The organism is Nocardia sp. CNY236 (assembly GCF_000482385.1).
Lineage (GTDB): Bacteria > Actinomycetota > Actinomycetes > Mycobacteriales > Mycobacteriaceae > Nocardia.
In genome coordinates, this window is the sequence record NZ_KI519395.1 from 98,686 (window position 1) to 119,621 (window position 20,936).

General features: G+C 66.3%; 21 protein-coding genes. 16 read left to right on the forward strand and 5 right to left on the reverse strand.

Translation table 11 applies throughout. The features are described 5' to 3' along the window. Position 1: 1 nt before the first annotated feature. The 3 genes from cysD to K940_RS0124650 are packed head-to-tail and all read right to left on the reverse strand — an operon-like array spanning position 2 to position 3,470. Positions 2 to 934: a sulfate adenylyltransferase subunit CysD gene (gene cysD / locus K940_RS0124640; RefSeq protein ID WP_028479661.1), complete on the reverse strand. Its 933-nt coding sequence runs from the start codon at positions 932 to 934 to the stop codon at positions 2 to 4. Further along, positions 931 to 1,671, reverse strand: coding sequence for a phosphoadenylyl-sulfate reductase (locus K940_RS0124645; protein ID WP_196812360.1), 741 nt, complete (start codon positions 1,669 to 1,671; stop codon positions 931 to 933). The genes cysD and K940_RS0124645 overlap by 4 nt, the downstream gene beginning before the upstream one ends. Continuing rightward, complete coding sequence (locus K940_RS0124650) at positions 1,668 to 3,470, reverse strand: nitrite/sulfite reductase (protein ID WP_081706633.1); 1,803 nt, start codon at positions 3,468 to 3,470, stop codon at positions 1,668 to 1,670. The genes K940_RS0124645 and K940_RS0124650 overlap by 4 nt, the downstream gene beginning before the upstream one ends. Before the next feature lie 538 nt (positions 3,471 to 4,008). Between K940_RS0124650 and hemW the strand changes: the two genes are divergently transcribed. The 10 genes from hemW to era all read left to right on the forward strand — a co-directional run bounded on the left by hemW (position 4,009) and on the right by era (position 14,036). Further along, positions 4,009 to 5,139: a radical SAM family heme chaperone HemW gene (gene hemW, locus K940_RS0124655; RefSeq protein WP_231390513.1), complete on the forward strand. Its 1,131-nt coding sequence runs from the start codon at positions 4,009 to 4,011 to the stop codon at positions 5,137 to 5,139. A 202-nt stretch (positions 5,140 to 5,341) separates the two neighbouring features. Then, positions 5,342 to 6,115, forward strand: a complete 774-nt coding sequence (locus tag K940_RS0124660) for an alpha/beta fold hydrolase (RefSeq protein WP_231390505.1) — start codon at positions 5,342 to 5,344, stop codon at positions 6,113 to 6,115. A gap of 278 nt (positions 6,116 to 6,393) precedes the next feature. After that, positions 6,394 to 7,425 (forward strand): heat-inducible transcriptional repressor HrcA, encoded by a 1,032-nt coding sequence (gene hrcA / locus K940_RS0124665; protein WP_028479666.1) that lies wholly within the window; start codon positions 6,394 to 6,396, stop codon positions 7,423 to 7,425. Between the two features lie 146 nt (positions 7,426 to 7,571). Then, positions 7,572 to 8,726: a molecular chaperone DnaJ gene (gene dnaJ / locus K940_RS0124670; protein ID WP_028479667.1), complete on the forward strand. Its 1,155-nt coding sequence runs from the start codon at positions 7,572 to 7,574 to the stop codon at positions 8,724 to 8,726. After that, on the forward strand, positions 8,727 to 9,467 hold the full coding sequence (locus tag K940_RS0124675) for a 16S rRNA (uracil(1498)-N(3))-methyltransferase (protein ID WP_028479668.1): 741 nt from the start codon (positions 8,727 to 8,729) through the stop codon (positions 9,465 to 9,467). It begins immediately after the preceding gene. Positions 9,468 to 9,697: 230 nt separating this feature from the next. Continuing rightward, positions 9,698 to 10,759, forward strand: coding sequence for a PhoH family protein (locus K940_RS0124680; RefSeq protein WP_196812367.1), 1,062 nt, complete (start codon positions 9,698 to 9,700; stop codon positions 10,757 to 10,759). Positions 10,760 to 10,821: 62 nt separating this feature from the next. Then, entirely contained in the window at positions 10,822 to 11,376 is a 555-nt protein-coding gene (gene ybeY, locus K940_RS0124685; RefSeq protein WP_028479670.1) for an rRNA maturation RNase YbeY, read from the forward strand. Further along, positions 11,373 to 12,737, forward strand: coding sequence for a hemolysin family protein (locus K940_RS0124690; protein WP_028479671.1), 1,365 nt, complete (start codon positions 11,373 to 11,375; stop codon positions 12,735 to 12,737). The genes ybeY and K940_RS0124690 overlap by 4 nt, the downstream gene beginning before the upstream one ends. Beyond that, positions 12,734 to 13,117, forward strand: coding sequence for a hypothetical protein (locus tag K940_RS30255; protein ID WP_051407516.1), 384 nt, complete (start codon positions 12,734 to 12,736; stop codon positions 13,115 to 13,117). The genes K940_RS0124690 and K940_RS30255 overlap by 4 nt, the downstream gene beginning before the upstream one ends. Further along, positions 13,110 to 14,036 carry a GTPase Era gene (gene era / locus K940_RS0124700; protein WP_028479672.1) on the forward strand — a complete coding sequence of 309 codons (927 nt, stop codon included), beginning with the start codon at positions 13,110 to 13,112 and terminating at the stop codon, positions 14,034 to 14,036. The genes K940_RS30255 and era overlap by 8 nt, the downstream gene beginning before the upstream one ends. 34 nt (positions 14,037 to 14,070) lie before the next feature. On the opposite strand, the gene K940_RS0124705 is transcribed toward era, so the two are convergent. Further along, the gene (locus tag K940_RS0124705; RefSeq protein WP_028479673.1) at positions 14,071 to 15,501 is read right to left on the reverse strand and encodes an amidase; all 1,431 of its coding nucleotides are present in this window, start codon (positions 15,499 to 15,501) and stop codon (positions 14,071 to 14,073) included. 152 nt (positions 15,502 to 15,653) lie between these two features. Here K940_RS0124705 and K940_RS0124710 point away from each other — a divergent pair, with 152 nt between their 5' ends. From K940_RS0124710 to K940_RS0124730, 5 genes are all read left to right on the forward strand, one after another. Further along, on the forward strand, positions 15,654 to 16,520 hold the full coding sequence (locus K940_RS0124710) for an alpha/beta fold hydrolase (protein WP_028479674.1): 867 nt from the start codon (positions 15,654 to 15,656) through the stop codon (positions 16,518 to 16,520). Then, positions 16,507 to 17,124, forward strand: coding sequence for a TetR/AcrR family transcriptional regulator (locus K940_RS0124715; protein ID WP_028479675.1), 618 nt, complete (start codon positions 16,507 to 16,509; stop codon positions 17,122 to 17,124). Before K940_RS0124710 ends, K940_RS0124715 begins: the two co-directional genes overlap by 14 nt. A gap of 9 nt (positions 17,125 to 17,133) precedes the next feature. Next, positions 17,134 to 17,916: a DNA repair protein RecO gene (gene recO / locus K940_RS0124720; protein WP_028479676.1), complete on the forward strand. Its 783-nt coding sequence runs from the start codon at positions 17,134 to 17,136 to the stop codon at positions 17,914 to 17,916. 66 nt (positions 17,917 to 17,982) lie between these two features. After that, positions 17,983 to 18,801 (forward strand): isoprenyl transferase, encoded by an 819-nt coding sequence (locus tag K940_RS0124725; RefSeq protein WP_028479677.1) that lies wholly within the window; start codon positions 17,983 to 17,985, stop codon positions 18,799 to 18,801. 14 nt (positions 18,802 to 18,815) lie between these two features. After that, positions 18,816 to 19,226 (forward strand): hypothetical protein, encoded by a 411-nt coding sequence (locus K940_RS0124730; RefSeq protein ID WP_036530268.1) that lies wholly within the window; start codon positions 18,816 to 18,818, stop codon positions 19,224 to 19,226. Between the two features lie 5 nt (positions 19,227 to 19,231). Here the strand turns inward: K940_RS0124730 and K940_RS0124735 are convergent, their stop codons facing one another. Next, positions 19,232 to 19,849 (reverse strand): TetR/AcrR family transcriptional regulator, encoded by a 618-nt coding sequence (locus tag K940_RS0124735; protein WP_028479679.1) that lies wholly within the window; start codon positions 19,847 to 19,849, stop codon positions 19,232 to 19,234. A gap of 34 nt (positions 19,850 to 19,883) precedes the next feature. Between K940_RS0124735 and K940_RS0124740 the strand changes: the two genes are divergently transcribed. Further along, the gene (locus K940_RS0124740) at positions 19,884 to 20,927 is read left to right on the forward strand and encodes a hypothetical protein (protein WP_231390506.1); all 1,044 of its coding nucleotides are present in this window, start codon (positions 19,884 to 19,886) and stop codon (positions 20,925 to 20,927) included. Positions 20,928 to 20,936: the final 9 nt, after the last annotated feature.

Below are 20,936 nucleotides of genomic sequence, written 5' to 3' on the forward strand. Positions count from 1 at the left end.
GTCAGAAATAGCCCTCTCGCTTGCGGTCCTCCATGGCGGCTTCGGATACTCGGTCGTCACCGCGAGTGGCGCCACGTTCGGTCAGTCGGGAAGCGGCAACTTCGGCGAGGATGGCTTCGTTGTCGGCCGCGTCGGAAAGGATGGCGCCGGTGGAGGATCCATCACCGACCGTGCGATAGCGCACCGACCGGGTCTCCACCACTTCGCCCTCGCGCGGACCGCCCCACACTCCTGGCGTCATCCACATACCGTCGCGCAGGTAGACCTGGCGGTCGTGCGCGTAGTAGATGCTGGCCAAATCGATGTCCTCACGGGCGATATAGCGCCAGATGTCCAGTTCGGTCCAGTTGCTCAGCGGGAACACTCGCACGTGCTCGCCTGGCGCGTGGCGCCCGTTGTACAGGCTCCACAGCTCGGGGCGTTGCCGCTTCGGATCCCACTGCCCGAAGGCATTGCGCAGCGAGAAGATGCGTTCTTTGGCACGGGAGCGCTCCTCGTCGCGGCGTCCGCCGCCGAATACGGCGTCGAATCGATGCTCGCTGATCGCGTCCAACAAGGGGACGGTCTGCAAGGGATTGCGGATGCCGTCGGGACGCTCGGTGAGTCTTCCATCGGCCAGATAGTCCTCTACCTTCGCCACATGCAGACGCAGGCCGTAGCGCTCGACGATCCGATCACGGAATTCCAGCACTTCCGGCAGGTTGTGCCCGGTGTCGACATGCAGTAGCGCGAAGGGCAACGGCGCGGGCCAGAAAGCCTTCAGCGCCAGGTGCAGCAGCACCGTGGAGTCCTTGCCGCCGGAGAACAAGATCACCGGTCGCTCGAATTCTCCGGCCACTTCCCGGAAGATGTGGATCGATTCCGACTCCAACGCCGCCAGAGTGTCGAAGTCGCTGATGCCGAGGGAACGTTCGCTGGGGATGGTTTCGGTCATGACTGGTGTAACCCGCATTCGGTCTTGGCGAGGCCGGCCCAACGCCCGCTTCGCGGATCGGCTCCCAGCTGCGGCTTCCGAGTGCACGGAGCGCAGCCGATGGACGGATACCCCTCTTCCACCAAGGGATTGACGAGAATGCCGTGGGTGGCGATGTAGTCGTGCATCTCGTCGTCGGACCACGCCGCGATCGGGTTGATCTTCACCAATCCGAAGGTTTCGTCATAGGAGACCAGCGGTGCATTCGCCCGCGTCGGCGACTCCACTCGCCGAATGCCGGTGACCCACGCGTTGTACCCGGCGAGTGACTGCTGCAGCGGAACGACCTTGCGCAGCCGGCAGCACTCGTTCGGATCCCGGGCGAACAGATCCTTACCGCGCAGCTCGTCTTGCTGTGCGACGGTGTGTTCGGGTCGCACGTCGATCACGTTCACTCCGTACACCGCCGCGACCGCGTCTCGGGTGCCGATGGTTTCGGCGAAGTGATAGCCGGTGTCCAGGAACAGCACATTCACCCCGGCGCGCACGTCGGCGGCCAGTTGCACCAACACGCCGTCCTGCATGTTGCTGGCGACGATGTATCCCGGGCCGAAGGTGTCGTCGGTCCACTGCAGCAGTTCGCTCGCCGAGGCTCCATCGAGTTCGGCCGCACCCCGCGCGGCGATAGCACGCAACTGCTCCTCGGGCAGTTTGTGCGCCAGTTCCGTAGTCACAGTTGTTCTCCCATCGACACTCATCTCAGGTCGGCCTCATCCGCTCGGACCGCCCACTGCGCGAACCGCTCGCCGGTCTCCCGGTGCTTGATGAAATTGCGCACTACGCGCTCGATATAGTCGCCCAGTTCGCCAGTGGTCACCTTGTGCTGGCGCAACTTGCGTCCGAAGGCGCTGTCGAAGCCGAGACTGCCTCCGAGGTGGACCTGAAACCCCTCCACCTGATTCCCGGCGCCGTCGTCCACGAGCTGCCCTTTGAAACCGATATCGGCGATTTGTGAGCGGGCGCAGGAATTGGGGCAGCCATTGATATTGACGGTGATCGGCACATCCAGTTGGGCATTCAGATCCGCCAGCCGCCGCTCCAGTTCGGGCACCAACACCTGGGATCGCTTGCGTGTCTCGGCGAAGGAGAGCTTGCAGAACTCGATACCGGAGCAGGCCATCAGGTTACGGCGCCACGGAGATGGGCGGGCCTGTAGGCCCAGGGGTTCCAGCTCGTCGATCAGAGCCTCGACCCGGTCGTCGGGCACATCGAGCACGATCAGTTTTTGATAGGGGGTGAATCGAATGCGATCGGAGCCGTTTCGTTCGGCCGCATCAGCGACCTTGGTCAAGATGGTGCCCGAAACCCGACCCGCGATGGGGGAGAAGCCCACGGCGTTGAGCCCATTGCGCAACCGCTGCACCCCGACGTGGTCGATCGGCGCGGTCGGCTGCTGCGGGGCGGGGCCGTCGACGAGAGGGCGTTTCAGGTACTCGTCTTCGAGTACCTGCCGGAACTTGTCGATGCCCCAGTCCTTGACCAGGAACTTGAGTCTGGCTTTGGTACGCAGCCGGCGGTAGCCGTAGTCGCGGAACAAGGACACGACGGCCTCCCAGACGTCCGCGACCTCCTCCAGCGGCACCCACACTCCTACGCGCTGGGCCAGCATGGGATTGGTGGACAGGCCGCCGCCCACCCACAGGTCCAGGCCCGGGCCGTGCTCGGGATGCACCACACCGACGAATGCGACGTCGTTGATCTCGTGCACCACATCTTGTTGGCCGGAGATCGCGGTCTTGAATTTGCGCGGTAGGTTGGCGTATTCCGGCTTGCCGATGTAGCGGCGCACGATGTCGTCGATCGCCGGCGTCGGGTCGATGATCTCGTCGAGCGACTCTCCGGCCAGCGGGGAACCGAGGACCACGCGCGGGCAGTCACCGCAGGCTTCGGTGGTCTTCAGCCCGACCGCCTCGATCCGCTGCCAGATCTCGGGAACGTTCTCCACTTCGATCCAGTGGTATTGCACGTTCTCCCGGTCGGAGAGATCCGCGGTGTCGCGGGCGAACTCGGTGGAGATCCGACCGAGCGTGCGCAATTGTGCGACGTCGAGCGCACCGGCGTCGCAGCGGATGCGCATCATGAAGTACTTGGCCTCGAGAATGTCGATGTTCTCATCGCCGGTCCAGCTTCCGTCGTACCCCTGCTCGCGTTGGGTGTACAAACCCCACCACCGGAACCGACCGCGCAGATCACCTTTGTCGATGCCGTCGAATCCGGTTTTGGAGTAGATGTTTTCGATCCGAGCGCGAACATTGAGCGGGTTGTCGTCTTTTTTGACCTGTTCGTTCGCATTCAGGGGCTCACGGTATCCGAGCGCCCACTGGCCCTCGGCTCGACGACGGGTCGGCTTGCCACTACGCACGCGCGGCGCGGCGGTGGCCTCCGGACGGGTACGATCCGGGCGCACGCGGCGTTCGGAATCCGGGCGTGCGGGACGTCCCGGTCGGGATTCGGGGGCCTGCTGGTCGGTCGGACCGGCATCGTAGCTCGACGGCATGAGGTCGCTCCTGCGGTAAGTGGTACATCCTGCTGTCGGCATGAGGGGCTGAGCTCACGCCTGCGGTGTCAGCGGGCCGATAGGGGCGGGGATCGCGGCACCGGGGATCGGGCGCCGGCGAACGCACGGTTCGGGTGCCACCGTTCACCCGGGTTCCGGCGCCACTGAATTCCGGGTATCGGGCTGCTGAACTACCGGACGGGACCGGGCAGACAGCAGCTGCTGCAGACACGCTTATAGTCGACGTGGCGACGTGCCACCAGTCGTACCTCCAAAGCGCGCATACGGTTATTGTGCCACGCCGACGACGGCTTTTGGGCCCGTCTGCCAGCATTTTCCGGAGTTAGGGGGGAAATCCCCTGGTTACTCCATTTCTGGTGTGACGATTGTCATACCAGACCGGTTGTCGGAGCAGGGTGGTTGTCCGACCGCAGGCACCGACGGTCAGACTGATCAGGTGAGTTCTTCCGCGGCCGAGCCTCGGCGTGCCGACAGCGGCGCGCCGACACTCCACGATTTCGGACGGGGGCAGTTCGGCATCTACGTGCATGTTCCGTTCTGCGCGACGCGCTGCGGGTACTGCGATTTCAACACCTATACGGCAGGGGAGCTCGGTACCTCGGCCTCGCCGCAGTCGTGGTTGACGGCGGTGCGCGGGGAACTGGCGATCGCCGCATGCGAGCTCGCCATGCTGCCGACCACGACTCCGCAGGTCGCCACGGTCTTTGTCGGTGGAGGTACCCCCTCGTTGTTGGGCGGCGGCGGGTTGTCCGCGGTGCTGGACGCCGTGCGCGCAGAGTTCACCCTCGCTCCGGACGTCGAGGTCACCACGGAGTCCAATCCGGAGTCCACCTCGCAGGACTTCTTCGCACGCATTCGGGATGCGGGATTCACCCGGGTGTCGCTGGGCATGCAATCCGCCGCGGCGCATGTGCTTCGGGTCCTCGACCGTACGCACACCCCGGGCCGTGCGGTGGCCGCTGCCCGCGAAGCACGTGCCGCGGGATTCGAACACGTCAATCTGGACCTGATCTACGGGACTCCGGGTGAGCGCACCGCCGATCTGGACGCCAGTCTGGACGCGGTGCTCGCTGCGGGCGTCGACCACGTCTCGGCCTATTCGCTGATCGTGGAAGACGGCACTGCGCTGGCTCGCCGGGTGCGTCGTGGCGAATTGCCCGAGCCGGACGACGACGTGCTCGCTGCACGCTACGAACGCATCGATGCTCGGCTGCGCGCCGCCGGATTCGGTTGGTACGAGGTGTCGAACTGGGCGACGGACGACAGCGCCGTCTGTCGACACAATCTCGGCTACTGGGATGGTGGCGACTGGCTCGGGGTCGGACCCGGGGCGCACAGTCATATCGGCGGAGTGCGGTGGTGGAATGTGAAGCACCCTGCGCGCTACGCGGATCGAGTCCGCGCAGGGGGGTTGCCGGTCGGCGGTTGGGAAGCGCTCGGTGACGACGAGCGCTACATGGAGCGGGTCATGCTCGCTCTGCGGCTGCGTACCGGGCTGCCGTTGGCCGATCTCGCTTCGAACGCGACCTCTGCGGTGGATCGCATCGTTGCCGATGGCCGTGCAGTCCGTGCCGGTGCGGATCGACTCGTCCTGACCGATCGCGGCCGTCTGCTCGCCGACGGTGTCGTTCGCGAGCTGCTGACCTAGGCGATTTCGTCCAGTGCAGGATGCGCGCGTTCGTCCAGTGCAGGATACGCGCGTTCGTTCGGTGCTGGGTGCACGCGACATCGTCCAGTGCCCGACGCCGGGTGGCGGACAGTACTCGAATTCGACAGCGTCCTGCTAGATTGCGTGCCAAACCGAGGAGGACGGAACCGGTATGCAGCGCAGACGCACCATACGCGGCAGTATGACCGCACTCGCCATCGCTCTGGTCATGGCGGTATCCGCCGGGCCGGCTCAGGCGCGATCACTGCCTACGATCGTGCTCGTACACGGCGCCTTCGCCGACACCGCCAGCTGGGACGGTGTCGCGGGACTGCTGCGCGAGCGCGGCTATCGCGTAGTGACGCCGGACAATCCGCTGCGCGGGCCGGCCCACGACGCCGCCGCTGTGCAGCGCACCGTGGACTCGATCACCGGGCCGGTCGTACTGGTCGGGCACTCCTACGGTGGGTCCGTGATCAGCAACCTGCGCGACCCGAAGGTCGAATCGCTGGTCTACATCGCCGCTTTCGCGCCGGTGGAGGGAGAGGTGGCCCAGGCCGCCCTCGACCCGATCCGCTTCCCGGGTAGCCAACTGTTGCCCCCTGCATTGCAAGTGAAGTTCGTCGACGACGCCACCGGTATCGCGGGAAGGAACATCGACGGTTACGTCGCACCCGACAGCTTCCACTCCGTGTTCGCCCAGGACGTCGATCCCGTGACCGCCGCCGACATGGCCGTCCGTCAGCGGTCCATCGCGTTGGTGGCCAACGTGCAGCCGTCGGGGCCGCCCTCGTGGTCGACAACCCCCAGTTGGTATCTGGTCTCGGCCGCCGATCGCGTCATCCCGCCGGCGTCGCAGCGCTTCATGGCAGCGCGGATGGGTGCGACCACGAGTGAAGTCGATGCCTCACACGCATCGCTGGTCTCTCGTCCCGGCGAGGTCGCCGGGGTGATCGAGGCCGCCGTACCCGACTGAGTTCAGCGCGTCCCGGCTCCGGCAACGCCGTCGACCCCGCCTGAGCCCCCGAAGCCGGATGCCTCCCCATGCGGCACTGCCGGCCGGTGGGGCTGCTTGCATTCGCTGTGGTGCCCGTCGCCGCAGGTGGTGAAGGTCGTGGCTGTCACGCCGAGCGAGCAATCGAGCGAGTGACAACTAGACTGAATCAACGGACCATCGGGTGAATTCGCCCATACCGGTGGTGGGTGCCAACGCCTGGCTACCCCGTGAGCAGACGAAGCGAGGAGGTGGGACCGATGTCGAGCACCGAAGATCGACGCTTCGAGGTCCTGCGCGCGATCGTCGCGGACTATGTCGCGACCAAGGAGCCCATCGGGTCGAAAACCCTGGTCGAGCGGCATAACCTGGGGGTTTCCAGCGCGACGGTGCGCAACGACATGGCGGTGCTCGAGGCCGAGGGCTACATCACCCAGCCGCATACGAGTTCTGGGCGGGTCCCGACGGACAAGGGCTACCGACAGTTCGTCGACCGGATCGCCGAGGTGAAGCCGTTGTCGCCGGCGGAGCGCCGGGCGATCCTGGAATTTCTCGAGTCGGGCGTCGACTTGGACGACGTGCTGCGCCGCGGTGTTCGATTGCTGGCGCAGTTGACCAGGCAAGTGGCGGTCGTGCAGTATCCGACCGTGTCGGCGTCCACCGTCCGGCACATCGAGGTCGTCGCGCTCAATCCCGCACGGCTGTTGCTGGTGGTGATCACCGACACCGGCCGAGTCGACCAGCGACTGGTGGACCTCGGCGCGGTGATCGACGAGGAGGATTTGGCCGCTCTGCGCGGCATGCTCGGTGGGGCGATGGACGGCAAGCGCTTGGCCTCGGCCTCGGCGGCGGTCGCCGAACTGCCCGACCGCGCACCGATCCGGTTGCGCGATGTCCTGGTTCGAGTGTCCACGGTCCTGGTGGAGACGCTGGTGGAGCATCCGGAGGAGCGGCTGGTGCTCGGTGGTACCGCCAATCTCACGCACAATGCGGCCGACTTCGGGTTCCCGGGCTCGCTGCGCGCGGTGCTCGAGGCATTGGAGGAGCAGGTGGTCGTGCTCAAGCTGCTTGCCGCGGCGCAGCAGCCGGGAACGGTGACGGTGCGTATAGGCGAGGAGACCCAGGTCGAACAGATGCGCGGCACATCGGTGGTGTCGACCAGTTACGGGGCGGCGGGCGCGGTGCTCGGCGGGATGGGTGTGCTCGGCCCGACCAGGATGGATTACCCGGGAACAATCGCCTCGGTGGCGGCTGTGGCCCGATACATCGGTGAGGTTCTGGCGGAGCGTTGACCGCTGCGGCGGCCACGCCACTGCCGTGCTCGACTTTTCGGCCGGATAGAGTTGAGTGCACAAGACTAATGCTGTTGCCGGCGCGGGTGGATGTGGCGCGGGTACCGGCGGCCCTGTCGACAACGACCAAGGACTAGAGAACTCAAGTGGCACGGGACTACTACGGATTGCTCGGCGTCGCGAAGAACGCGACCGACCAGGAGATCAAGCGGGCATACCGCAAGCTGGCGCGTGAGCTCCACCCTGACGTCAACCCCGACGAAGCGGCGCAGGCCCGGTTCAAGGAGGTGTCGAGCGCCTACGAGGTGTTGTCGGATCCGGAGAAGCGACGCATCGTCGATATGGGCGGTGATCCGCTCGAATCCGGTGGCGCCGGTGGTGGCGGCTTCAATGGCGCTGGCTTCGGTGGACTCGGCGACGTGTTCGAGGCGTTTTTCGGGGGAATGAGCGGGGCGGGCGGCGCCCGCAAGCCGCGGGGTCGTGTCCAGCCCGGGGCGGACTCGTTGATTCGCGCTCGGCTGAGTCTGGCCGAGTGCGCGGTGGGCGTGACCAAACATCTCACCGTGGACACCGCGGTCTTGTGTGATATCTGCCAGGGATCGGGCGCCAACGGCTCGTCCAAACCGGTGCGGTGTGAAACCTGTGGCGGTGCCGGGGAAGTCCAATCCGTGCAGCGTTCCTTCCTGGGGCAGGTGCTGACCTCTCGTCCGTGCCCGACCTGCCGGGGTGCGGGCGAAACGGTGGCCGATCCGTGCCGCAAGTGTGGCGGGGACGGTCGCGTGCGGGCGCGCCGCGAGATCGCGGCGCCGATTCCCGCGGGCGTCGCGAACGGTATGCGGGTGCGGCTGGCGGCCCAAGGCGAGGTCGGACCCGGCGGCGGCCATGCGGGGGATCTGTATGTGGAGGTCGTGGAACAGCCGCACGATGTGTTCGTGCGCGACGGTGACGACCTGCACTGCACCATCCGAGTGCCCATGGTCGACGCGGCGCTGGGCACCACTGTCGTGATCGACACCATTCTGGACGGTCCGACCGAGCTGAGTATCCCGGCGGGCACCCAGCCCGGTGAGGTCTCGGTGCTGCGCGGGCACGGGATGCCGCGCCTGCGGTCCGGCGCGCGCGGTGACCTGGTCGCCCACCTGGACATCGTGGTTCCCGCCAAGTTGGACACCAAGCAGACCGATGTGCTGCGCAAATACAAAGGAATGCGCGACCGCGACCGGGTAGAGGTGGTGACCGCGCAGTCGGAGCACACCAGCGGCTTGTTCGCGCGGTTGCGCGCGTCGTTCAGCGGGCGATAGGTGGCCGCGACCGTCTTCTACGTCGATGAGGTGCCCGCACCGGGCGCGGTTGCCGTACTCGACGGCGCAGAGGGCAGGCATGCGGCCACCGTGCGGCGCATCCGAGTCGGTGAGTCGATCACCCTGTCCGATGGCCGCGGCGTGCTCGCCGACTCGACAGTGGTCGCCGCACACCGGGATCGGTTGGAATTGACGGTGCGTGATCGGGTGAGGGCCACTCCTGCTGCGCCGCGAGTGACCGTCGCCCAAGCGCTGCCGAAATCCGACCGCTCGGAGTTGGCGGTCGAGTTGATGACCGAGGCGGGCGCGGATGCGATCATTCCGTGGCGCGCGGCGCGTTGTATCGCGAATTGGGAGGGCAAGGAAGCCAAGGCGATCGGCAAGTGGCGTGCCGCGGCGCGCGCGGCGGCCCGCCAGTCTCGTCGGGCCTACATTCCCGATGTCGCTCGGTTGTACCGCACCAGGGATTTGCTTCATCTGATTCGCCAGGTGACAACCGACGGCGCTGTTGCCGTCGCGCTGCACGAATCCGGCCGCAGCCGTTTCGCGGAGCTTCCGCTTGCCGATGCCACCGAGATCGTTCTGGTGGTGGGTCCCGAAGGTGGCCTGGACGAGGCAGAGATCACGGCACTGGCGGCGGCGGGCGCGAACATCGCTCTGCTGGGTCCGACGGTGCTGCGCACCTCGACCGCGGCGGCGGTCGCGCTCGGCGCACTGGGTGCACTGACCGCACGGTGGTGATCGCTGCGCGAGCGGGTCGGTGACACCCGCGCGGTGTGCTGGCGGCGGCTCCCACCTGCGCGGTTTCCGAATGTATCCTCCGCCGAATGCGCCCGTGCCGCCAAATTCTCTGGGCGGTGTCGGTGGGCCGCGTTAAACTCTTGTCAAGACAGCAGCAGTCGAGACCGGAAAGCAGGCAATAGCTACTGTTGAGAACACAAGGTGAGATCGGCGATTCGGTTACCCCTGCTGTGGGCATCGGCGGTGACGCTTCGGGTCCGGTCGCCCGTACGGTGCGGTCGAGCATCGAACTTGCACCCGAGTCCGTGTTCCCGTTTCTGGGTTCGGCCGATCAGAACCTTCGCGAGCTGGAGGAATTGCTCGACGCCGACATCCACGTGCGCGGCAATTCCGTCACCTTGACCGGCAAGGCGGCCGATGTCGCACTCGCCGAGCGGGTCATCGAGCAGTTGGTTGCGTTGACCGGCCGTAATCGGGTCGTCGCACCCGAGGCCGTGCGGCACACGGTCTCGATGCTCACCGAGGGCTCCAGCGAATCACCGGCCGACGTGCTCAGTCTGGACATCCTGTCCCGTCGGGGAAAGACGATCCGGCCCAAAACGCTGAATCAGAAGCGTTATGTCGATGCGATCGACGCCAACACCATCGTGTTCGGTATCGGTCCCGCAGGTACCGGCAAGACCTATCTCGCGATGGCCAAAGCGGTGCAAGCGCTGCAGTCCAAGCAGGTCAACCGGATCATCCTCACCCGCCCGGCGGTCGAGGCCGGCGAGCGGCTCGGGTTCCTGCCCGGCACGCTGAACGAGAAGATCGATCCGTATCTGCGTCCGCTCTACGATGCGTTGCACGACATGATGGACCCAGAAGCCATTCCGAAACTGATGGCCGCCGGCGTCATCGAGGTCGCGCCATTGGCGTACATGCGTGGTCGGACGCTCAACGACTCGTTCATCATCCTGGACGAAGCGCAGAACACCACGGCCGAGCAAATGAAGATGTTCCTCACTCGGCTCGGGTTCGGCTCGCGGATCGTCGTGACCGGCGATGTGACACAGGTCGATCTTCCGACAGGTGCGCGGTCGGGTCTGCGTGCCGCCAGCGAGATCCTCACCGAAATAGAGGATATTCACTTCGTCGAGCTCACCAGCAGCGACGTGGTTCGCCACCGCCTGGTCTCGGACATCGTCGAAGCCTACGATCGGTTCGAGGCCGAGTCGCGGCCGCAGGTTGCCGCGCACTACGGCGGAAATCGTGCCCAGCGCAGAGCCGCCAGCCGCGCGGAGCGCCGGTAGCGTACTTCGCCTGGGTGGGCGTCGCTCCGGCTGTGCGATTGCCGGGATCGTACGCTATCGGGGTGAGTATCGAGATCGCCAACGAGTCGGGCATCGACGTGCCCGAAGAAGAGCTGGTCAGTATCGCGCGGTTCGTGATCGCCCAGATGGACGTGCACCCCGCCGCGGAGCTGTCGATGGTGCTCGTCGATCTCGACACCATGGCGGACTTGCATATGCGGTGGATGGACCTGCCCGGCCCGACCGATGTCATGTCCTTTCCGATGGACGAACTCGAACCGGGTGGTCGGCCCGACAGTCCCGAACCAGGTCCGTCCATGTTGGGCGACATCGTGCTGTGCCCACAGTTCGCCGCCGGTCAGGCGCACAAGGCCGGCCACTCGCCGGATCACGAACTTGCGCTGCTCACGGTGCACGGTGTGCTCCACCTGCTCGGCTACGATCACGCCGAGCCGGACGAGGAGAAGGAGATGTTCGCGTTGCAGGCCAGGTTGCTCGAGCAGTGGTACGACAGCCTGCGTGTGGCGCAGCGGCGAGCCGAACTCGCTGAACGCGATGCGCGACTGCTGGACAAAACAGGATTCATCTCACCCGGAGAGTCGCTGGGCCCCGCGTGAATTCCGTGATCCTCGTTCTGCTCGCGGTCCTGCTCATCTCGGTGGGTGGCGTGTTCGCTGGAGTCGATTCCGCATTGAACACGATCTCACCCGCGCGCGTCGAGGACTTGGTGCGCGCCGATCGGCCGGGTGCGCCTCGGCTGACCCGGATAGTGGCCGACCGCGCGCGCTACGTCAATCTCGTGGTGTTGCTGCGCATTCTGTGCGAAATCGGGGCGACGGTGCTCCTGGCGGCGGCGCTGATGCGGTTGTGGTCGCAGAATTGGGCGCTGCTGGTCACCGCCCTGGTGATGGTGCTGGTGTCCTACGTGGTGATCGGCGTGGGCCCGCGCACATTGGGGCGCCAGCATGCGTACTCGATCGCACTGGCGGCGGCGCTACCGTTACAGGTCATCGGGGCACTGCTCGGTCCACTCAGCAGGCTGCTGATTTTGGTCGGGAATGCGATTACGCCAGGCAAAGGTTTCCGCAACGGACCGTTCGCTTCCGAGATCGAATTGCGTGAAGTGGTCGAGATGGCCGGTGAGCGCGGTGTGGTGGCCGACGACGAGCGCCGAATGATCCAGTCGGTTTTCGAACTCGGCGACACTCCGGCACGGGCGGTGATGGTGCCGCGTACCGAGATGGTGTGGATCGAAGCGGACAAGACCGCAGCACAGGCGATGTCGCTCGCAGTGCGCTCCGGGCATTCGCGCATCCCGGTGATCGGCGAGAACGTCGACGACATCTGTGGCGTGGTCTACTTGAAAGACCTCGTGCTGTGTGCCGACAACAGCCGGATGGTGCCGGTGCGCGAGGTCATGCGGCCGGCGACGTTCGTCCCCGATTCGAAGCCGTTGGACACCCTGCTCGACGGGATGCAGCGCGAACGCAACCATATGGCGTTGCTGGTGGACGAATACGGCGGAATCGCGGGATTGGTGACCATCGAGGACGTGCTCGAGGAGATCGTCGGTGAGATCGCCGACGAGTACGACATCGACGAGACCCCGCCCGTCGAAGATCTGGGTGACGGCCGCTTCCGCGTCTCGGCCCGGCTGTCGGTGGCGGACCTCGGGCAGTTGTACGGGCTGGAATTCGAGGAGGAAGATGTCGACACGGTCGGCGGGCTGCTCGCGCACGAGCTGGGCCGGGTGCCGTTGCCCGGCTCGAAGGTCGAGGTACACGGACTGGTGCTGCGCGGCGAGGGCGGCGCGGACGCGCGCGGACGGATGCGGGTGAGCACCGTCGTGGTCCAAGCCACGCATGAGACGGTCCATGTCGGGAAATCCAGTAGCGACACCCCCAATGGCAAACGCAGAGTCGACGGATCGGAGCGAGAGATTCCGCCCGGTCGTGACGAGGACGGAGACACCGAATGACCGAACTGGACGCGGAAGACACCAAGCTGGTCGTCTTGGCCCGAGGTGCGCTCGCTCGCACCGAAGGGCCGAGCGCAGCGGCGATTCGGGATACCGATGGGCGCACGTATGCCGCAGGTGAGGTTCATTTGGCCGCCCTGCGGCTGACTGCGCTGCAAGCCGCTGTGGCCGCGGCGATTTCCAGCGGCGCCGAGGGATTCGAGGCGGCTGCGGTGGTCGGCGGTCGATTGTCCGACTTCGGTGTCCCCGCGGTGCGGGAGGTCTCGGCGGGGGCACGAATAATCTTCACCGACCGCGCGGGTGCGGTATTCGAAGTCGTCGACGATTTCGCGGACACGGTGGCCGTCACCGCCGATGCGGGCCAGGCACACCATGGGTGAGGCGGCGCCAGCGGGGGAGTCGGGCGAGTTCCGTTCGGGATTCGTGTGTTTCGTCGGTCGTCCGAACACCGGTAAGTCGACTCTGACGAACGCACTGGTCGGCGCGAAGATTGCGATCACCTCCTCGCGCCCGCAGACCACGCGGCATACCATCCGCGGTATCGTGCACCGCGAGCATGCCCAGTTGATTCTGGTCGATACTCCCGGATTGCACCGCCCGCGCACGCTGCTCGGTCAGCGCCTCAACGACCTCGTGCGCGACACCTATTCCGAGGTCGACGTGATCGCGCTGTGTATCCCGGCCGACGACAAGATCGGTCCAGGCGATCGCTGGATCGTGCAGCAGGTCCAACAGATGGCGCCGAAGACCACGCTGCTCGGTGTGGTCACCAAGATCGACAAGGTCGGTCGCGACCGGATCGCCGAACAGCTGCTCGCGGTCTCCCAGTTGCTGGGTCCAGAGGCCGATGTGGTTCCGGTGTCGGCACTCGAGGGTGAACAGATCGGGGTGCTGACCGACGTCATCGCCTCGAAGCTGCCGCCGGGCCCGGCCTTCTATCCGGACGGTGAACTCACCGACGAGCCGGAAGAGACATTGATGGCCGAGCTGATTCGCGAGGCCGCGCTCGAGGGCGTCCGCGATGAGCTGCCGCATTCCTTGGCCGTCGTCATCGAGGAGGTGCTGCCCTACGCCGAACGTGAAGACATGCTCGAGGTGCACGCCTTGCTCTATGTCGAACGGCCCAGCCAGAAGGCCATCATCATCGGCAAGGGTGGTTCCCGACTGAAGGAAGTCGGCACGAGAGCTCGCGGACACATCGAGCACATCCTCGGTACCCGAATCTATCTGAACCTCCATGTCAAGGTAGCCAAGGATTGGCAACGCGATCCGAAGCAACTCGGCAAACTCGGGTTCTGATCACCGCCGAGGTTTCGGCGGTGAACGATCGGCGTCACCACCATGGGGTAGGGCGGTGACGATGCCACTGTAGTTCGGACTCGAGCTGGGCTGCCAGGGAAATCAGTCGGGGTTCGGTGTTCGCTGTTCCCATCAGTTGTGCACCCACTGGCAGACCCGAGTCGGTGAAGCCGGCCGGGACGTTGACGCTCGGCCACCCCAGGACGTTCCACGGCCAGGTATAGGGACAGACCGCGGTGATGAGGTTGTTGGTCGCGGTCAGGCCGATCCCGTCGAGCGCGTCGGCTCGCGGCGGCGCAGTCGCAGTGGTCGGGGCCAGCACCACGTCGTAGTCGCGGAAGAACTGCCCGATACGCGCGTGCAGTACCGGTTCCAGTCGGCGGGCCGCAGACAGTGCCGGTCCTTCCAGCAACCGGCCGATTCGGGTATTGGTCTTGGTCCGCGGATCGATCTCGACACCGGGGGTCCGGATATGGGCCCGGCGGATGCCCGCCATCGAGCGTGGGAGAAACGACAGGCCCAGCCCGATACCGTAGTGCAGGTCCGCGACGGTCACGGTGTGTCCGAGTGCGCGCAAAGTGTCGGCGGTTCGCCGCACCGCCCGTTCGACCTGCGGGTCGAGCGCGGTCTTGGTCGCGGTGAACGGGATGCGCAGCGACAGCGCGATGCGCAATCGGCCGGGATCACGACCGACGGCGTCGGTGGCGCCGATCCGCGGTGGGGTGTGTAGGTCGCCGGCGTGGGCGCCGGTGGCCGAGTCGAGGAGCAGCGCGGCGTCGGCCACGGTGTGCGCCAGCGGCCCGTTCACAGTGAGTCCGTAGAACGCCTCGGGCTCGGGCCAGGTGGAGATCCGCCCGCGTTGCGGCTTGATGCCGACCAGGTTCGTCCACGCGGCCGGAATGCGGATCGAGCCCGCGCCGTCGGATCCCAACGCTGCGGGAATCAATCCGGCTGCGACGGCCGCCGAAGCGCCGCCGGAGGACCCGCCAGGAGTTCGGGTGCGGTCCCAGGGATTGCGCGTGTGCCCGAACCAGGCGGCGCTGGTGAACGGCCACTGCCCGAGTTCGCAGGTATTGGTCTTGCCGACGATCACCGCGCCCGCTGCCCGTAGCCGCCGAACCGATTCGGCGTCTTCGGTTTTCGGCGCGACGTCACCGCCGCAGCCGAACGCGGTGGGCTCGCCCGCGATGTCGGTGTCGTCCTTGACGGCGATAGGTACGCCCAACAAGGGCAGTCGCTCCCCGGCAGCCACCCGGCGGTCGGCGTCTGCGGCCTCGGCCAATGCCCGATCGCGACGCACGACCCGGAACGCGTTGAGCGTGGGCTGTGAAGCCTCGATTCGGTCGAGCGCGCTGCTGACCGCCGCTGTCGAGCTGGTCGTTCCGTCCGCGATGGCCGATGCCAACTCGGCCAGTCCCAGTTGTCCTGTCGCGGGCGGGAGTCGGGTCGGGTCCGACACGGTCATGTGAGCTCCGTCTCGTTTGTTTTTCGGACCACGGTACCTCTTGCTCTGGTCGAGCGTCCAGATCGGTGACGCGGATCGGGCTGCGAGCGATATAGACATACATACCGTATGTATGTAAAAATCGATGGACCCGAGACCATTGGAGGATTCCCATGGCAACCAGTACCGCACTCGGCCGCATCCACGAGGTGGACGTGCCCGGCGGTTGCATCCGCTACCACGAGACCGGGACTGGCCCTCCGATCGTTTTCGTGCACGGCCTGCTCGTCAACGCCGACCTATGGCGCAACGTGGTCCCTGCGATCGCTGCGGCGGGGTACCGCTGTATCGCGCCGGACTGGCCGTTGGGCGCACACGAACTCGCGGTCCCCGGCGCCGACCTGACCCCGGTCGGTCTCGCCGATCTGATCGCCGCATTTCTCGAGCGGCTCGACCTCACCGATGTCACGCTGGTGGCCAACGACACCGGTGGCGCCCTCGCTCAGATAGTGCTGACTCGTAACAGCTCGCGGATCGGCCGCGTGGTACTCGCATCGGTGGACAGCTACGAGGCGTTCTTCCCGATACCGTTCGCGGCATTCCCGCAGATCGCGAGAATTCCTGGGTCGATCCGGCTGTTGACCGACCTGCTGCGTATCCGGGCGCTGCACCGCCTGCCAGTGGTCTTCGGCTGGGCCGCCAAGCGGCCGGTCCCGCCGGAAATCGCCGAATCGTATCTGCGACCGAGCCGCGCCTCGGCGGCGGTTCGACACGATCTGCGTCGCTTCCTGCGCTCGGTCCATCACCGGTACACGATGGCCGCTGCACGGCATTTCGACGAGGTCGACGTTCCGGTCCTGCTGATCTGGGCGCGCGAGGATCGCTTGTTTCCGGTATCGCTGGCCCACCGATTGGCGCGCGACCTGCCGGAGGCAACGGTGCGGTTCATCGACGACTCCTACACCTTCATCGCGGAAGACCAGCCCGAGTTGCTCGCCGAATCGATACTGGAGTTCACTCGGCTGCATGCCACGTCGTAGCCAGGAAGACCGTTCGCGCGCAACCAGGGCCGCGCTCGAACAGGCTGGACGGCGCCTGTTCACCGAGCGCGGCTTCGCGGGAACCACTGCCGAGGAGTTGGTCACCGCGGCGGGGGTCACCCGGGGCGCGTTGCACTATCACTACGGCGACAAGCACGGCCTCTTTCTCGCGGTCCTCGAAGAGATCGAAGTCGAGATCACAGCGGAGACCGAAAAGGCCATTGCGGCGGCCGACCCCGGCGACGTGTTGGCTGGAATGACGGCCGGTATCGGCGTCTTTCTGGAGATCTGCCAGCGGCCCGCCGTGGTGCGCATCGCGCTCACCGACGCTCTGGTCGTGCTCGGCTGGCAAGGCTGGCGCGACCTCGAGGCGGCCCATGGTCTGGGCCTGATCACCACCCAACTCGAGCGCGCCAGGGCTGCCGGATTGATCGCGGAGGCGCCGGTCCCGGTATTGGCCCAGTTGCTGCTCAGCGTGATCAGCGAGGCGGCATTGATCGTCGCGCATGCCGACGACCGGGACGTCGCCCGTACGCACGCTGTGCAGTCGGTGTTGCTGGTGGTCTCCGGACTCCTACGCACCACCGAGTCGGCGACGAAATAGGATGGCGATGTGCGTGTGTATCGGGACGAGGCGGTTGTGGTGCGCCAGCACAAGCTGGGAGAGGCGGACCGCATCGTCACCCTGCTCACCCGCCAGTACGGCTTGATCCGAGCAGTCGCCAAAGGGGTACGGCGCACCAAGTCCAGGTTCGGGGCTCGGCTGGAGCCGTTTTCCTACATCGACCTACAGCTGTATCCCGGGCGCACGTTCGACACCATTACCCAGGTGCATACGGTGGAGTCGTTCGCCAGCGACATCATCGACGACTACGGGCGCTACACCACCGCGTGCGCCGTCCTGGAGACCGCCGAACGCCTCGCGGGCGAGGAGCGGGCACCTGCGCCACGGCTACACGCACTGACCACGAGCGCCCTGCGCGCGATCGCCGCCAAGCGGCGTCCACACGAATTGATCCTGGATGCATTCCTGTTGCGCGCCATGGGTTTCGCCGGCTGGGCGCCCGCGTTGGACGAGTGCGCCACCTGTGCGACACCGGGCCCGCATCGGGCCTTTCACGTCGCCGCCGGCGGCGCCGTCTGCGTGCACTGTCGCCCTCCAGGCGCGGTCACCCCGGCCACAGGGGTGCTCGACCTGTTGGTCGCCTTGCGGCGTGGGGATTGGGAGCTGGTCGAAGCTACACCCGACGTGACGCGCCGGCAGGCCAGTGGGCTGGTCGCGGCGCACGTGCAGTGGCACCTGGAGCGTCAGTTGCGAACGTTGCCACTCATCGAGCGGTCCGTGGCACCGGCTGCTGCACGCGATACGGCATCGGCACAGACGGCTCGGTCGTGATTCGTGCACATCCCGTGCGTGTGAGCGGCCCAGGTAGCGCGGAGGCGGTGGCGTCGATCAGGCAGGATGGAGGCCGTGATCCTGCGTCGAGACTCCGCTGCCGCGACCGGGCCGAAGGCCGCTCGCGCCGTCCGCCCGCCCGCGCCGCATCCGTCCGGAGCTCGGCCTCCGCATCTGTTGCCGGAGCTGGTGCCCAACCATGTGGCGCTGGTCATGGACGGTAACGGGCGTTGGGCCCAGGAGCGTGGACTGCCGCGCACTGCGGGACACGAGCGGGGCGAGGCGGTCCTGATGGACACCGTCGAGGGGTGTATCGAGATCGGGGTGAAGTGGCTGTCGGCCTATGCGTTCTCCACCGAGAACTGGCGGCGCAGTCCGGAAGAAGTGCGCTTCCTGATGGGTTTCAACCGCGACGTGATCCGCCGCCGTCGCGACGAAATGAACGAGATGGGGGTGCGTGTGCGCTGGGCCGGACGCCGACCACGACTGTGGCGCAGTGTGATCAAGGAATTGGAGATCGCCGAGGCACTCACTCGCGACAACACCGTGATGACCCTCACCATGTGCGTGAACTACGGCGGCCGCGCCGAAATCGCCGATGCGGCACGGGAGATCGCTCGTCGGGTGGCGGTAGGCGAGATCGATCCGGAGCGAGTCACCGAGGCGACCGTGGCGCGGTATCTGGACGAGCCCGACATGCCCGATGTCGACCTGTTCTTGCGGCCATCGGGCGAGTTCCGCAGCTCCAACTTCCTCATCTGGCAGTCCGCGTACGCCGAATATGTTTATCAGGAAACGCTTTTTCCCGATTTCGATCGACGCGACCTCTGGGCGGCCTGTCTGCAGTACGCTTCCCGTGATCGCCGCTTCGGCGGCACCAAGTGAGCGGGGACGCCGAGATGGATGCAGCAGTGACCCCGGACCAGGAACTACAGGCACGCGCCGGAGCGTGCTTGTCCCGCTACGGCATCGATGTGCGGGTCGACCCCGAAGGGTCGCTCGGATACGAATACGAGGGTGCGTTGTGCTCGTTGCGTGCGGTGAATCTTGCGCCCGGTCTCGATGTCCTGACTCTGACCTGTGTGTTGGCCTGGGATCGGCTACTCGACCCGCGGTTGCGCAGGCGGGTCGCCGAGCGCAACAACGCACTGCAGTTCGGTTCGCTCACGGTGATCGGCCACGGCAAGCTCGCCGACGTCATCTTGCGCTATACCTTTCCCGCCGCTGGTTTGGACGACCAGGCGTTGACCACGATGCTTCTGCTCGTGCTGTCCAACGCGAGCCGTGCGAGGCAGGGATTGTTGCCCTGACGGACTCAGTGGGTCCGGGACTCGACGGGGTGCCCGTAGGGAAGTAGTGTGCGCACGCCACGCGCCAGCGTCTGCGGGTCCAGGTCGCCGAGGATCAGATGCTGGAGCATGAAGCCGGGCAGCAGCCCGATCATCGCTTTGGCGACGGCGTCGGTGTCGGTGTCGGTGGGTAGCCAGCCCTCGTCGCGCATGCGTTCGGCGTAGGCGACCCACAGTGCGCGCATGGCCAATGTCGCCGCACGGACCATCTCGGCTGCCTCCGGATGGACCAAGGCCAGTGCCCACGCCTGCGGCGCCAGCCGCACCGGTCCATCCGGGCCGCTGCGGCGCACGATCTCCTCGGCGATGGCGGTGATCAGTTCAGCGGGCGTGAGCAGTGGTTCGTGTTGGATCGCTTCGGCCATGACCGCGCGCAGATGGACGGTCGTCTGGGCGGCCAGTGCGGTGATCAGTTGGTCCTTGCTCTTGAAGTAGCGGTAGACCGCGCCGGCGGACAGTCCCGACTCGGTGAAGACGTCTTGCATCGACGTTTCGTGGAAACCTTTCCGGGCGAAACAGAGCTGCGCGGCGTTCAGGATCTGCTGTCTGCGGCGTTCCAGGTGTTCTTCACTGACTCGAGGCATGCCCTCAAAATAAAACGAATATCCGCTCTTGACAATGTCGAGTGAGCGTGCAACGGTGAAGATCACCGAAAAAGAACGAGCATTCGATTTATGGGAGGGTGCTATGGATACCGCGCGGCGGGCGCTCGCTGTGGGCTTCGGCGTCGCCCTGTTGCAGGCCTTGATGTTGATCGCCTTCGCCTGGCCGGCTGCGAATATCGCGCCGCGGGATCTACCGTTGGCGGCGACCGGTCCGCACAGCGAGGCCGTGTCGGCCATGCTTGCCGAGCGCAGTCCGGGGGTCTTCGAGATCACGACCATGGCCGACGAGCCTGCCGCCCGCGCCGCGATCGCCGACCGAGAGGTCTACGGAGCGATCGTCACCGGCGGGGGACCACCACGAGTGTTGGTCGCTTCCGGCGCAAGTCCTGCTGTCGCGCAACAGCTCACCGAACTCGAGCGACAGCTGTCCAGTGCGCCCGCCGGCCGTGTGGAGGACGTCGTGCCCGGCGATCCCGACGATCCACGCGGAATCGCGTTCGGCGCCATGGCATTGCCGCTGGTGATGTCCGGCATCGCTGCGGGTGTGCTGGTTGCGCTGGTGATCCCCACCGTGAGCGGCAGAGCGCTCGGACTGCTCGTTTTCGGCGTCCTGGGCGGCCTGCTGAGTATGGCGATCATCCAAGGCTGGCTGTCGGTGGTGCCCGGGTCGTATCTCGTACTCTCCTCGGTTGCCGGGCTGGTCTCGGTCACGGTCGCGGGCTCGGTTGTCGGATTCGGCGCACTGTTCGGTCGCCTGGGTATCGGTCTGGCAGCACTCACGATGCTGTTGCTGGGCAATCCCCTGTCCGCGGCGACGTCGGCGCCCGAGCTGCTGCCGCAGCCCTGGGGAGAGATCGGCCAGTTGCTGCCGCCCGGCGCCGCGGCCTCGCTGCTGCGATCGGTCGCGTTCTTCGACGGAGCCGCGGCTGCCGGCCCGCTCATCGTCCTGTCGAGTTGGTGTGTCGTCGCGCTCGCGCTGCTGGGAATCGGTGCGCTGCGCAGCCGGCAGACCGGCACGGCGGCCGCACCGGCGCCGAGCCAACTGCCGGTGGGCTGAACAGCGTGC